The following is a 13,024-nucleotide window of genomic DNA, read 5'->3' as shown; positions in this document are numbered from 1 at the left end:
CGCTACAGCGCGTCGATAAAGCTGTCGATGGCGCCACGAAATGCCTCGGGCTGTTCGGCATGCAGCCAATGCCCGGCGTCCAGCGTCACCAGCTGTGCCTCCGGCAGCACCTTGCGCAGTGCCGGGAGGTGCTCGTCGGCGACATAGTGAGAGGCACTGCCTCGCAGCACCAGGGTGGGCCCGGTGAAGGGCTCGCTACCCGCCGGCTCGGCCATGATCGACTCATAGTCCGACTGAATCTCGTCCAGCCCGAGGCGTAGCGCCAGCCCCTCGTCTTCACCACGCACCAGATTGGTGGCCAGGAACAGGCGCACCGCCCTCTCCTTCACATGCTCCGCCAGCAGCGCATCGGCTTCGCGGCGATTCGCGGGGCGACCCTCCTTCACACGGCGCAGTCCCGCCATGACACTGTCGTGATCATGCCCATAGGCCACCGGCGCGATATCCCCGATGATCAGCGACGCGACCCGCTCCGGGGCCCGACGCGCCAGGGTGATGGCCACCTTTCCCCCCATGGAGTGTCCGAGAAGGTGGGCACGGGAGATCGACAGGCTATCGAGCAGAGCCAGAATATCGTCGGCCATTGCCGTGTAACCCATGCCCTCCACATGCGGGGAGCGACCGTGGTTGCGCAAATCCACCGCCACCACCCGATGACGCTCCTCCCAGGCCTTGATATGGGAGCGCCAGTTATCGGCACTGCCGAACAGGCCGTGGATCACCACCAGTGGCGTGCCATCGCCGCCGGTATCCAGGTAGTTGAGCTCGATCGACATGGTAGGGTCCTCGTGCTGTGGTTCGTGAAGCAGGGTTCGGAAAACCGAGTTCGGGTAATAGGGGTTCGCAAAAACCGAAAATCAGTAACGGGCGCGCGCCACTTCAGGCGCCACATCCTCGCCCCCGGTGACGCTCACCAGGCGACGGCTGAGCCAGGCCAGCAGCACGCCATAGAGAGGCAGGAAGAACACCACGCTGATCAGTAGCTTGACCGCATAGTCGACCAGGGCGATCTCCAGCCAGTTGGCTGCCATAAAGGCGTCGGAACTGTTGTGGAAGGCAATCGAGAAGAAGGCCAGGGTATCGGCCAGATTGCCCAGTACCGTGGAGATCGCGGGTGCCACCCACCAGGCGCGCAGTCGACGCAGGCGATCGAAGACGTGAACATCGAGCAACTGACCCAGCACATAGGCCATGAAGCTGGCCAAGGCAATGCGCGCCACGAACAGGTCCCACTCGCCCAGCGCTTCCACTCCCGCAAAGCTGCCACGTGGAAACACCACCGACACGACATAGGAGACCATCAGCGCCGGAAACATCACCCGCATGATGATCGCCCGGGCCGCCCCCTTGCCAAACAGACGCACGGTCAGGTCGGTCGCCAGGAAGATAAAGGGAAAGCTGATGGCGCCCCAGGTGGTATGTAGGCCGAACACCATGAATGGCAACTGCACCAGATAGTTGCTGGCGGCGATAACGGCGATATGGAAGGTAACCAGCAACGCCAGGCAGCGACGATACTGTAGTGAAGAGAGCACGAACATCGTGAATCCTTTTTTGGGGAGGGGTGAGGGAACCCTCGTGCAGGATTGCGTCGGTAGCGACGCGGCGCGGGCGCATTATACGGCGTGGGGGGCCGACTGGCCATGCGCGACGCCAGGGCCAGCGCAGATGACACTAGCAGGGTGGAGGGCGCCCGCCCGAAACGCCGCACGCCGCCCAATGGGGCGGCGTGCGATCACATCATGATGTCACCCAGCGCGGCGCCTAGACCTGGTGCGCCTCGCTGGCGGCACCGACGTCATGGGCCTGCATGGCCTCGTGAATCTCCTCGAGACTCGCCGGGTCATCGATGGTGGAAGGCACCGAGTACTCCTTGCCATCGGCAATGTTGCGCAACAGCTTGCGCAGGATCTTGCCGGAGCGCGTCTTGGGCAGGCGATCCACCACCAGCACCTGCTTGAAGCAGGCGATCGGCCCGATCTTCTCCCGCACCAGGACGATCAGCTCCTTCTCCAGCTCCACCTCCCGCCCATCGAAGCCATCCTTGGGGATGACCAGCCCCACCGGCAACTGCCCCTTGAGCGCGTCATGGACACCGATGACGGCACACTCGGCCACGGCAGGATGGTCGCCAACGACCTCCTCCATCTCGCCGGTGGAGAGGCGGTGACCGGCCACATTGATGACATCATCGGTGCGCCCCATGATGAACAGATAGCCGTCCTCATCGATATAGCCGCCATCCCCGGTCAGATAGCACCCCGGAAAAGCTGCCATATAGGCCGAGTGGAAACGCTGAGGATCTCCCCACACCCCCGTCAGACAGCCCGGCGGCAGGGGCTGCTTGATCACCACGCTACCCTGGGCCATGGGCGCCATGGACTCCCCCTCGCGGTCGAGGATCTGCACGTTGAAACCGGGCACCGGCACGGTGGCACTGCCCGCCTTGGTGGGCATGGGCTCGAGGCCATGGAGGTTGGCGGCGATGGGCCAGCCGCTCTCGGTCTGCCACCAGTGATCGATGACCGGCACGTCGAGCAGGTCATCCAGCCAGTGGAAGGTCGGCGGGTCGAGGCGCTCCCCCGCCAGGAACAGCGCCTTGAGACTCGAGATATCGTACTGTGCCAGCAGCTTGCCGTCCGGGTCCTCCTTCTTGACGGCACGGAAGGCCGTCGGCGCGGTGAAGAAGCTCTTCACCCCATACTCCTCGATGATCCGCCAGAACGCTCCGGCATCCGGCGTCTTCACCGGCTTGCCCTCGTAGACGACGGTGGTCGCCCCGCGCAGCAGCGGCGCATACACGATGTAGGAGTGACCGACCACCCAGCCCACATCCGAGGCCGAGAAGAACACCTCGCCCGGCGCCACGTCATAGATGACGTCCATGGAGTAGGTCAGCGCGACCGCATAGCCGCCGGTATCGCGCACCACCCCCTTGGGCTTGCCCGTGGTACCCGAGGTGTAGAGGACATAGAGAGGGTCCGTGCCCTTCACCGGCACACACTCGGCGGGCGTCGATGTCTCGACCAGCGTCGCCCAGTCATGGTCGCGCTCACCCAGCTCGGCGAGATGCTGCTCGCGCTGGAAGATCACACAGGCATCCGGCTTATGGGCACTCTGCGCGATGGCCGCGTCGACGATCGGCTTGTAGGGCAGAACCTTGCCGACCTCGACGCCACAGGAGGCGGCGACGACCACCTTGGGGGCGGCATCTTCGATGCGCACCGCCAGCTCGTGGGGGGCGAAGCCACCGAACACGACCGAGTGCACCGCGCCGAGCCTGGCACAGGCATACATGGCGACCAGAGCCTCGGGCACCATGGGCATGTAGATCACCACCCGGTCGCCCTTCTCGACCCCCATCGCCTTCAGCGCACCGGCAAACCGCGCCACCTGATCGCGCATCTCTCGATAGTTCAAGGTGCGCTTGCTGTCGGTCACCGGGGAGTCCCACAGCAGGGCAGGCTGCTCCCCCCTGCCCTGCTCGACATGATAGTCGAGAGCGGCATACGCAATATTCAGCTCGCCGTCGCCGAACCAGCGGGCATGGTTGGCCTCATCATACTCGAGGATCCTCTCAGGCTCCTTGAACCAGGGGATGCGGCGCGCCTGCTCGGCCCAGAAGGTTTCAGGGTGATCTATCGAACGACGAAACTCATTGGCGTAGCTGTTCATCGAGTGGTTGCTCATGGCGATCCTGTCACGGTCCAGTGCATGTAATTGTTGACACTGTAAAGCACAGATCCCCGGGCTCCCTCATACGATAGGCTAAGTTTCGACGAAAGAAGCAGATCTTGATGCTTTATTGTCAACAACTGTAGTGAGGCGGGCTCCATGAAAAAACCACCGCCTCGAGGCCCACAGACAACAGGATTTACGCTATGCTTGAGCAAAGCATGATATACCGTCGCGGCGCTCGATAGCGTCGCATACGACCCCTCCACTCACGCGCAGCGCGGGGACATGCCATGAAGACTCCCAGCCGCGAGGCAGCACGACTCATCGAAGGGGGGAGCGGCGCCATTGATCGCGCCACCGCCCTGCTCAAGGCGATGGCCAACGACAACCGCCTTCGCATCCTCTGCCTGCTCGACACGGGCGAGATGTCGGTGACCGAGCTCAACGGACATCTGGCACTGAGCCAGTCGGCCCTATCGCAACACCTGGCCATACTGCGTCGGGAGGAGCTGGTATCGACCCGCCGCAGCTCACAGACCATCTACTACTCGCTGCAGGGCGACAGCGTCAGGTCGATCATCGCCACCCTCGTCAACCTTGGCCTGGCGGACGGCTGACGAGCGAGGGCGTCATATCAAGCCCTCCGGGCCGAAGGCCAGACCTCCAACCAGGAGGGCGACGCAGGCGCCAGGCTCAGTGCTTCTGCCAGCGACTAGCATCCAGCGCCTGGGCACCGCGCAGCAGCGCCTGCTCCACTCCCGCGGATACCGCCGCACCGAGCCTTTCGCCGAGCCGGCGTGACGGCTCCAGCTTGACCCGTATGACCCTGGACTCCTGCATGCGCTCGACCAGATAGGCCTCGCTGGTACCCAGAGCATCGACCAGCCCCCTGTCGAGGGCCTCGCTGCCGTACCAGATCTCGCCGGTGGCGATCGCCTCGATATCGAGCCCGGGCCGACGCTTTGCCACATGGCGCTTGAACAGCTCGTGGGTCCTCTCCAGATCATCGATGAACTTCTCGCGCCCCTCCTCGGTATTCTCGCCAAGCACTGTCAGGGTGCGCTTGTAGCGCCCGGCGGTCAGAACCTCGACATCGATATCGTGGCGCTTGAGCAGGCGGTGCACATTGGGCACCTGGGCCACCACACCGACCGAACCCACCACCGCCAGCGGCGCCGCCCGCACCCTGTCCGCCCCACACGCCATGAGGTAACCACCGCTGGCGGCCACCTTGTCGATACAGACCGTCGTGGCCAGCCCCGCATCACGCAGGCGGTCGAGCTCGGCGGCAGCCAGACCATAGGCATGCACCAGGCCACCCGCGGACTCCAGGCGCACCACCACCTCGTCTCCCGACTCGGCTGCCGCGATGACCGCCGAAATCTCTTCGGCGAAGCGGTCGGTCCCGCTGGCTCGAATATCCCCATGGAAGTCGATCAGCCAGACCGTCGACCGGCTCTCCCCTCCCTCACGCTTATGGGACTTGCCGGCCTTGGCCTGCTGCTTGTCCTCGCGACGAAAGGCCTTGAGCAGGCGCTTGCGAGCCCCCGGCTCGCTGGCCGCCAGCCGCAATCGCCGCTTCCTTTCGTCACGCCCCCGATTGAGTTCCACGAGCTTGAGCCGTGAGTCGCTGCCCGCCTCCTGGCGCAGCCTGGCCACCACCGCGACAGCGAGCCCGACCACCAGCACCACGCTCAGCAACTGGACCAGAAACAGTCCGACGTCCGCCAGCCACTCTCCCATCAATGCCTCCCTAGGGGCCCGGCGCCCTGTGCATGACAACAGGCATGACAACAGTGCTGCACACGACAGCAGCCCAGGCCCGCTTGATCTAAACAGTTGTTTGAAATACGCTCACGCCATCCCCCACCCAACCCCAGGAGTCTCCCATGAGCCAGTCTACCCTCGACACCCTGACGTCTCGCTTCGACCCCCAGGCCGCCAGCGGCATGGATGAGGTCTTCCAGTTCCATTTCGACGATGCCGAGAGCCACTACCTAGTCATCCAGAATGAGTCGCTGAGCGTTGAGCAGGGGGAGCACGACGACCCGTCCGTCAGCTTGACCATGAGCACCGCGACACTCAAGGGCCTGATGACCGGCGAGGTCAACGGCATGACGGCCTTCATGACCGGCAAGCTCAAGGCCACCGGCAACATCATGCTGGCCACCAAGCTGACCAGCCTGTTTCCCGGCGAATAACCGCAACACCCCGTCCCAGCCGGGCCCACTGAAGGCGCAATGCGGGTTACACCCCGAAACCAAGGGTCGCTGGGGACAAGCCGAGAAGGAGATCCGAGGACCAGGGACGGCCGAGGTAGCGTACAGGGAAGTATTCACAGCGCCTCCTCGTCGGTCCGGCGCTTGTCGCCAGATCAGCCCCGAATATCGAGGTGCCAAGCTATCTGCAAATAGCCCTGATATCGGTTTCCCCTCGCCTTATCTGGGCATACCTAACGGGCCGCCACCTCGGCCAGATGTGTCTCGATCAGGGCCCGTGAGATCGAGTAGAGCGGAGGTAGCTGAGGTAGCTGGCGAGGAGAGAACCAGGCGGCATCGGCGATCTCCACGCCATCGATGCGGATGCGTCGACTGGCCGCCTCGGCAAAGAAGCCGAGCATCAGGGCGTGGGGAAACGGCCAGGCCTGGCTGCGGAAGTAGCGAATCCTGCCTACGCTCACCCCCACCTCCTCGAAGATCTCGCGGCGCACCGCCTCCTCTGCCGACTCCCCGGGTTCGATAAAGCCTGCCAGGGTCGAGTAACGCCGTGGTGGAAAACGCGGGCTGCGCGCCAGCAACAGCGACTCCCCATGCGTCACCAGGGTGATGATGCAGGGCGAGATACGAGGGTAGTTGCGGTGCCCGCAGCCGTGGCAATGCATCGCAAACTCGGCGTCGAGGCGCGCCGCCGGTGCGCCGCATCGGCCGCAGAAGCGGTGGTTGCGTAGCCAGGCGGCCACCTGCAGCGAGGTCGAGACCAGCCCGAAGCGCGACTCCGGCAACCGCGACAGCCACTCACGCCCGCCTGGCCAGTCATCGCCCGCCTCGGCCTCGAGTGAGAGCGCCACCGGCACGTCATGCCAATAGCCCAGCGGCTGCATCTGCTCCGTCCAGGGCATGATCGGCTGCAGGACCCCGCCGTCGGGCGCCGGCGCGATGCGCCCTTCGGCAAGCCGAATCACATGGCCTTCTCGCGCCTCGAGGGGGAGTTCGCGGCGCAGCATCAGTGTGGAATCCCTTCCACGCCATCCCACAGGCACTCGCCTGCCGCCTCGCGGATGCTTGTCAGCTTCTTGCGATGGGCGGCCAGCTCCTGGTCGCTTGGCGTCGACACGCGCAGCTGACCCGCCGCTACCGATACGGGGCGATGCTGGATGCCGGCCTTTCTGCCCCCCTCCGCACTCATGGAGGCGTCCAGAAGCAGGGCGGTCTGGCCACCGGTCATCGCCAGATAGACCTCGGCGAGTATCTCGGCATCAAGCAGGGCGCCATGGAGGACCCGGTGACCGTTATCGATCTCGTAGCGCTTGCACAGCGCATCCAGGTTGTTGCGCTGGCCTGGATGCTTGTCGCGTGCCAGCTGCAGGGTATCGAGAATGCGACAATGCTCCGCTACCGGCCCCAGCCGTGGCTCGCCGCGCGAGTCATTGAGCATGGCCAGCTCATGGTCGATAAACCCCACATCGAAGGGAGCGTTATGGATGACCAGCTCGCCACCCTCGATAAAGGCCCAGAACTCATCCGCGATCTCCGCGAACAGGGGCTCACCGGCAACCCGTTCATTGGTGATGCCATGCACCGAGATCGCCTCCTCCTCGATCTCGCGCTCGGGGTTGATGAACTGGTGGTAGGTGCGCCCGGTCAGGCGGCGATTGACCATCTCCACCGCGCCGATCTCGATCAGGCGGTGGCCTTCCCGGGGGTCGATGCCCGTGGTCTCGGTGTCCAGAATTATCTGCCGCATCACATCTCCCTCACGTCTGCTGGCGGTGGCTGTCGATGGCCTCATTGGCAAGCGCATCGGCGCGCTCGTTCCCCGGATGACCGCTATGCCCCTTGACCCAGTGCCACTCGATCTCGTGGCGGTGGGTCTCCTCGAGCAGCTCCTTCCACAGCTCGGCATTCTTGACCGGCTGTCGACCGGCCGTCTTCCAGCCCCGCTTGACCCAGCCATGGATCCACTCGGTGATACCGCGGCGCAGATACTCGGAATCGGTCCATAGCGCCACGCGACAGGAGCGCTTGAGCTCGCGCAGTGCCATGATCGCCGCCATCAGCTCCATGCGATTATTGGTCGTGCGCGCCTCGTAGCCATTCAGCGTTTTCTCATGGGGTCCGCTGATCAGCAACGCCCCCCAGCCACCGGGTCCCGGGTTGCCACGGCAGGCGCCATCGGTATAGATCGTCACCGACGGGGAGCCGCCGGCCTCTGAATCACTCAATCTCTGTCATCCTTCTTTCGTGGGCCGCCCCCTGTCGAGCCGCGGCCTGGTCGGGCTCCAGGCGGGCGGTGCCGAACGCCGCCCCTCCCAGGGGAGCGGTAAAGCGCAACCCGCTACTGCGGGTCTCGATCAGCTGCGGACGGCGCTGGGCCTGGATCATGTAACTATCGCCCAGGGGCAGATTGTGGCGGCGCCCCAGCGTCTCGAAGAAGGAGTTGCGGGGCAGTCGTCCAGGCAGTTGAAAAGCGCAGTAGTCTACCCGCTCGATCTCGAAGTCGACAAACGCCAGCCAGTCGCGCAGACGAGCGGGAGAACGCCACTGACCCCGCCAGGGCAGCCGTTGGCGACGCCCGGGCGACAGCCGCCCCAGCGCTATCGTTGAGAGTGGCATCCAGCCGAAGAGAATGAGCCGCCCCTCATCGGCGGTGATGCGTGCGGCCTCCTGCAGCATGTGATGCGGGTCGGGGGCCACCTCGAGCAGATGGTGGACGACCACCAGGTGGAGACTGCCATCGGGGAGTGGCAGCGCGTCGGGTGAGCAGACCAGCGTCGACGCCCCCTGGGCCAGCTCTCGGGTCGGTGCCCACTGCATGGGGTGGCGTACCGGACACATGTCGGCCAGCACACTGCCGAACCCCAGCTCGAGACTGTGCATACCGAAGAGCCGCTCACAGACCGGCCCGAGGCAGGCTCTTTCGGCACGCCGTACGGCCTCGCCTGGCGGCGTGGCCCAGAAGCGCTGGCCTTCACGAAACAGTGCCGCCAGCCGCTGGGCTCCCCTGTCGGTTGACATGCCCCTCCCTACTCTTCATATTGAGCGGATTTTGCGAACCGTTCATGCCCATTCAGGACACTCAGCCCATGTTGAGCGTGACACCGATTCCCGCGTTTAGCGATAACTATATCTGGCTTCTGCGTCAGGACACGACCCCCGATGTCTGCGTGGTGGATCCCGGCGATGCCGCCCCTGTCATCGAGCTGCTCGAACGCGAGTCGCTGACCCTCTCGACGGTGCTGATCACCCATCATCACCCGGACCACACCGGTGGCTTGCCCGAGCTGATCGAGCGCTACTCCCCGCGGGTGATCGGCCCCGACAACGATGCCATCGACGGCATCGACACCAGGGTGACCGAGGGCGATGAGGTTCGCGTCATGGGACGGCTGTTCGAGGTGATCGCGGTGCCCGGCCATACCCTGGATCATATCGCGTTCTTCACGGCCGGTATCCCGCCGCTGCTGTTCGGCGGCGATGCCCTGTTCAGCGCCGGCTGTGGTCGCCTCTTCGAAGGTACACCGGCACAGATGCACGCCTCGCTGCAGAAGCTTGCGGCCCTGCCCGATGACACCCTGATCTTCGCCGCCCATGAATATACTCAGGCCAACCTGCGCTTTGCGTTGGCCGCCGACCCCCACAATTCGGACGTGGTCCAGGCCATGGAAGAGTGCCAGCGTGCCAGGGAGCTTGAGCGCCCGACACTGCCCACCTCCCTGGCCCGCGAGAAACGCATCAACCCCTTCCTGCGCGTGGCGGATGCCGGCGTACGCCAGGCCAGCTCGGCCCATGGCGACGTCGACAGCGACGAGGCGACCTTCGCCACCCTGCGCGCCTGGAAAGACAACTTCTGAACTCGATCCGTGGACGCCTGATGCCTTCCGACACTGCCGGAGGCCCTGACGCGCCCTGGAGGAACACGACCGGATGACCTACTACACCACTCGCCGCCGGCTCTTCGCCTTCGCCAGCAGCGCGGCCCTGCTCGGGGCCTTGATGAGCGCCGGCGCCCAGATCCAGGCCGCGACGTTCGACCAGAGCCGTGGCGCCCGAGCGGCGCAGCACGCCACCTTTACTCCATCCCCGGTCCTCACGTCCCAGCACTTCTGGGACGAACTGGCGGTTGAGCCCCGTGACGCCTGGAGCCAGCTGCGCGACAGCTTCCAGTGGCAGGACGAACTGGACGAGCCACGCGTGCAGGCCTGGATCGACCACTATCGCCAGTCTCCGCACAATATCGCCGAAATCACCGAGCGTGCACGCCCCTGGCTGGCCTGGATCATCCAGAAGGTCGAGGAGCGTGGCCTGCCCGGTGAAATCGCCCTGATTCCGTTTATCGAAAGCTCCTTCGATCCGAGCGCGCGCTCCCATCGCGGTGCCGCCGGCCTCTGGCAGTTCATGCCACGCACCGGTGACTCCCTGGGCTTGAGCCGGCAGCGCGGCTATGACGGGCGTCTGGATGTGGTGGCCTCGACCTACGCCGCCCTCGACTATATCGAATACCAGGCCGACCAGTGGTACGAGGGCGATCTCGAGCTCTCCCTGGCGGCCTATAACGCCGGGGCCGGGACCGTCAACAAGGCACGCCGCCGGGCTCTCGCCCAGGGCAAGAGCGGCGACTACTGGGGTCTCTCGCTGCCTCGCGAAACCATGAACTACGTGCCCAAGCTCAAGGCCATTGCCGCCATCATCGCTTCGCCCGAGGAGTACCAGGTCACCCTCCCCGCCATCGAGCATGCCCCGGCCTTCGCCAAGATCCCCGTTGAGCGCCCACTGCGCCTGGACGAGGCCGCCCGCCTCGCCGGTGTCTCGAAGGGCACGATCGCCGAGCTCAACCCGGGGGTAACCGGCGGCACCGTTCTCCCCGGCAATGATCGAGTGCTGCTGGTGCCCGCCGCGCGCGCCGACGCCATGCTGGCACGCCTCGACACTCCCGCGGCGCCAGGCGGCACCCAGGACTCCCGCTACCTGGTGCAGCGTGGCGACACCCTGGCCGAGATCGCCGCCCTCCAGGGCATCAGCGTCGCCGAGCTGCGCCAGGCCAACGGCCTCTCGGGCAACCTGATTCGCCCGGGGCAGACGCTTGAGCTTCCCACCCGCAGCCTCGCCTCGCGTTAAGCACGGCATGGGTATTGTCTTTCACGCTCGAGACTGACACCTTATCAGGCAACGACGCCGGCGCCAGCCGGCGTTACCGTCGACACGGGATGTCTGAATGCCTACACCATCACGCCGCTGCCTAGCCGCCTCACGCCTCTTGCTGCTTACACTTATCGGCCTCTTCGTATCTCAGGCCAGCGCCCAAGCCGCACACGACCCGAAGGCCCCGGCGACGAACGATGACAGAGTTCCCACCGTGCACGGACTTTCGCTCTACGGTGAGCCGGCACTCCCCGAAGGCTTTGCGCACTTTCCCTACGTCAACCCCGAAGCGCCCAAGGGGGGCAGCCTGACCCAGGCCGCCGTGGGGGGCAGTTTTGACTCCACCAACCCCTTTATCATTCGCGGCACCCCCGCCGCCGGGGTATCGCGCATCTACGACACCCTGCTCGAAGGCAACCCCGACGAGCCCTTCTCGCTCTACGGCCTGCTGGCCGAAGGCATCCGGCTGGACCCCGACCGGGAGTGGATCGAGTTCGACCTGCGCCCCGAGGCGCGCTTCCACGACGGCGAGCCCCTGACGGCCAGGGACGTCGTCTTCAGCTTCGAACTGCTCACCGAGCAGGGCAACCCCTTCTACGGGGCCTACTACGCCGACGTCGAGAGCGTGACCGCCCTGGACGATGACACGGTGCGCTTCGAGTTCGCCTCCACCCACTCCCGGGAGCTGCCGCTGATCGTCGGCCAGTTGCCGATCCTGCCCAGGCACTACTGGGAAGGCCGCGACTTCGGCTCGCCGACCCTGGAGCGACACCCCGGCTCCGGACCCTATCGCATCGCCGAGGTCGACCCCGGAAGGCGCATCGTCTATAAGCGCGTGGAAGACTACTGGGCGCGCGATCTGCCGGTGAAGCGTGGCCGCCACAATATCGGCCGCCTGGTCTACGACTACTACCGCGACCGGGACATCGCCTGGGAGGCCTTCAAGGCCGGCGTGCTGGACTATCGTGTCGATGCGCGCGCCGCCACCTGGGCCACCGGTTACGACTTCCCGGCCTTCAACAACGGGCTGGTCAGGAAACTCCGCGTGCCCGACGGCCAGCCGGCACGGATGCAGGCCTTTATCTACAATCTGCGCCAGGAGAAGTTTCAGGACCCCAGGGTCCGCGAGGCCCTGGCATTGACCTTCGACTTCCCCTGGCTCAACGCCAATATCTTCTACGATGCCTATCGACGCACCGAGAGCTTCTTCCAGAACTCCGAGATGGCCGCCACGGGGCTGCCGAGCGAGGCCGAACTCGAGGTGCTCACGCCCTGGCGAGACCAGCTCCCCGAGGATGTCTTCAGCGAGCCGCTGCCCATGAAGCATCCTGAGGCGCTGCGCGAGCGGCTACGCCTCGCCCTCACGCTGCTGCGGGACGCGGGCTACAGGGTGCGCAACGGCGGCCTGGTCGATGCCGAGACGGAGGAACCGCTGGCGCTGGAGGTGCTGCTCTACGACAGCGGCATGGAGCGGGTGGTCCAGCCGATGCTGCGCAATATGGCACGCCTGGGGATCCGTGGCACCATTCGCATCGTCGATATCAACCAGTATCTGAACCGGCTACGCAGCTTTGACTTCGACCTGGTGGTCGGCCAGTTCCCCCAGTCCAACAACCCCGGCAACGAGCAGCGGGAGTTCTGGACCAGCGATTATGCCCAGAGGCCCCAGAGCCGTAACCTGATGGGGCTGGCGAACCCGGTCGTCGACGACCTGGTCGAGCAGCTGATTCGCGCCGACAGCCGCGAGACCCTCAACACCCTCACCCGGGCCCTCGACCGGGTACTGCGCCACCACTTTATCGTCATTCCCCACTACCACTCCGGCGAAACCCGGCTGGCGGTATGGGACAAGTTCGGCTGGCCCGAGCCCTCGCCCCGGTACGGCATGGATCTCGAGGCCTGGTGGGTGGACCCCGAGCGCGCCGCGCGACTCGAACAGCGCAAGCAGGGAGACTAGGAGCATGTCGATGATTGGCAGGGCCCGCCAC

Annotated in this window: 13 protein-coding genes; 5 read left to right on the top strand and 8 right to left on the bottom strand. The window is 65.2% G+C overall.

Annotation, left to right across the window (positions count from 1 at the left end; all coding sequences use genetic code 11):
- Positions 1-2 precede the first annotated feature (2 nt).
- From RM463_RS00130 to RM463_RS00120, 3 genes are all read right to left on the bottom strand, one after another.
- Positions 3-776: an alpha/beta fold hydrolase gene (locus tag RM463_RS00130; RefSeq protein WP_311428487.1), complete on the bottom strand. Its 774-nt coding sequence runs from the start codon at positions 774-776 to the stop codon at positions 3-5.
- 81 nt (positions 777-857) lie between these two features.
- On the bottom strand, positions 858-1,541 hold the full coding sequence (locus tag RM463_RS00125; protein WP_311428486.1) for a 7-cyano-7-deazaguanine/7-aminomethyl-7-deazaguanine transporter: 684 nt from the start codon (positions 1,539-1,541) through the stop codon (positions 858-860).
- 223 nt (positions 1,542-1,764) lie between these two features.
- Positions 1,765-3,711 (bottom strand): propionyl-CoA synthetase, encoded by a 1,947-nt coding sequence (locus RM463_RS00120; RefSeq protein ID WP_311429106.1) that lies wholly within the window; start codon positions 3,709-3,711, stop codon positions 1,765-1,767.
- A gap of 257 nt (positions 3,712-3,968) precedes the next feature.
- Here RM463_RS00120 and RM463_RS00115 point away from each other — a divergent pair, with 257 nt between their 5' ends.
- A complete protein-coding gene (locus RM463_RS00115) occupies positions 3,969-4,295 on the top strand; it encodes a helix-turn-helix transcriptional regulator (protein ID WP_195687481.1) in 327 nt (108 codons plus the stop codon).
- 76 nt (positions 4,296-4,371) lie between these two features.
- Here RM463_RS00115 and sohB read toward each other — a convergent pair whose 3' ends face one another.
- Complete coding sequence (gene sohB / locus RM463_RS00110; RefSeq protein ID WP_311428485.1) at positions 4,372-5,421, bottom strand: protease SohB; 1,050 nt, start codon at positions 5,419-5,421, stop codon at positions 4,372-4,374.
- Between the two features lie 146 nt (positions 5,422-5,567).
- On the opposite strand from sohB, the gene RM463_RS00105 reads away from it, so the two are divergent.
- Entirely contained in the window at positions 5,568-5,879 is a 312-nt protein-coding gene (locus tag RM463_RS00105; RefSeq protein ID WP_311428484.1) for an SCP2 sterol-binding domain-containing protein, read from the top strand.
- A gap of 251 nt (positions 5,880-6,130) precedes the next feature.
- Here the strand turns inward: RM463_RS00105 and nudC are convergent, their stop codons facing one another.
- Genes nudC through RM463_RS00085 form a run of 4 tightly spaced genes read right to left on the bottom strand, consistent with a single transcriptional unit; the run spans position 6,131 to position 8,912 of the window.
- Positions 6,131-6,901 carry an NAD(+) diphosphatase gene (gene nudC / locus RM463_RS00100; protein WP_311428483.1) on the bottom strand — a complete coding sequence of 257 codons (771 nt, stop codon included), beginning with the start codon at positions 6,899-6,901 and terminating at the stop codon, positions 6,131-6,133.
- A complete protein-coding gene (gene dnaQ, locus RM463_RS00095) occupies positions 6,901-7,641 on the bottom strand; it encodes a DNA polymerase III subunit epsilon (RefSeq protein ID WP_311428482.1) in 741 nt (246 codons plus the stop codon). Before dnaQ ends, nudC begins: the two co-directional genes overlap by 1 nt.
- 10 nt (positions 7,642-7,651) lie before the next feature.
- On the bottom strand, positions 7,652-8,119 hold the full coding sequence (gene rnhA / locus RM463_RS00090; protein ID WP_195687476.1) for a ribonuclease HI: 468 nt from the start codon (positions 8,117-8,119) through the stop codon (positions 7,652-7,654).
- Positions 8,112-8,912: a methyltransferase domain-containing protein gene (locus RM463_RS00085; RefSeq protein ID WP_311428481.1), complete on the bottom strand. Its 801-nt coding sequence runs from the start codon at positions 8,910-8,912 to the stop codon at positions 8,112-8,114. Before RM463_RS00085 ends, rnhA begins: the two co-directional genes overlap by 8 nt.
- Positions 8,913-8,980: 68 nt before the next feature.
- Here RM463_RS00085 and gloB point away from each other — a divergent pair, with 68 nt between their 5' ends.
- From gloB to RM463_RS00070, 3 genes are all read left to right on the top strand, one after another.
- On the top strand, positions 8,981-9,748 hold the full coding sequence (gene gloB, locus RM463_RS00080; RefSeq protein WP_311428480.1) for a hydroxyacylglutathione hydrolase: 768 nt from the start codon (positions 8,981-8,983) through the stop codon (positions 9,746-9,748).
- A gap of 73 nt (positions 9,749-9,821) precedes the next feature.
- Entirely contained in the window at positions 9,822-11,012 is a 1,191-nt protein-coding gene (locus RM463_RS00075; protein WP_311428479.1) for a transglycosylase SLT domain-containing protein, read from the top strand.
- 97 nt (positions 11,013-11,109) lie between these two features.
- Positions 11,110-12,993 (top strand): extracellular solute-binding protein, encoded by a 1,884-nt coding sequence (locus RM463_RS00070; RefSeq protein WP_311428478.1) that lies wholly within the window; start codon positions 11,110-11,112, stop codon positions 12,991-12,993.
- Positions 12,994-13,024: the final 31 nt, after the last annotated feature.

Origin of the sequence: Halomonas sp. LES1 (assembly GCF_031846005.1) — a bacterium.
Lineage (GTDB): Bacteria > Pseudomonadota > Gammaproteobacteria > Pseudomonadales > Halomonadaceae > Halomonas.
Note: the sequence above shows the minus strand (reverse complement) of the source record. Positions and strands in the feature narration are given on the sequence as shown.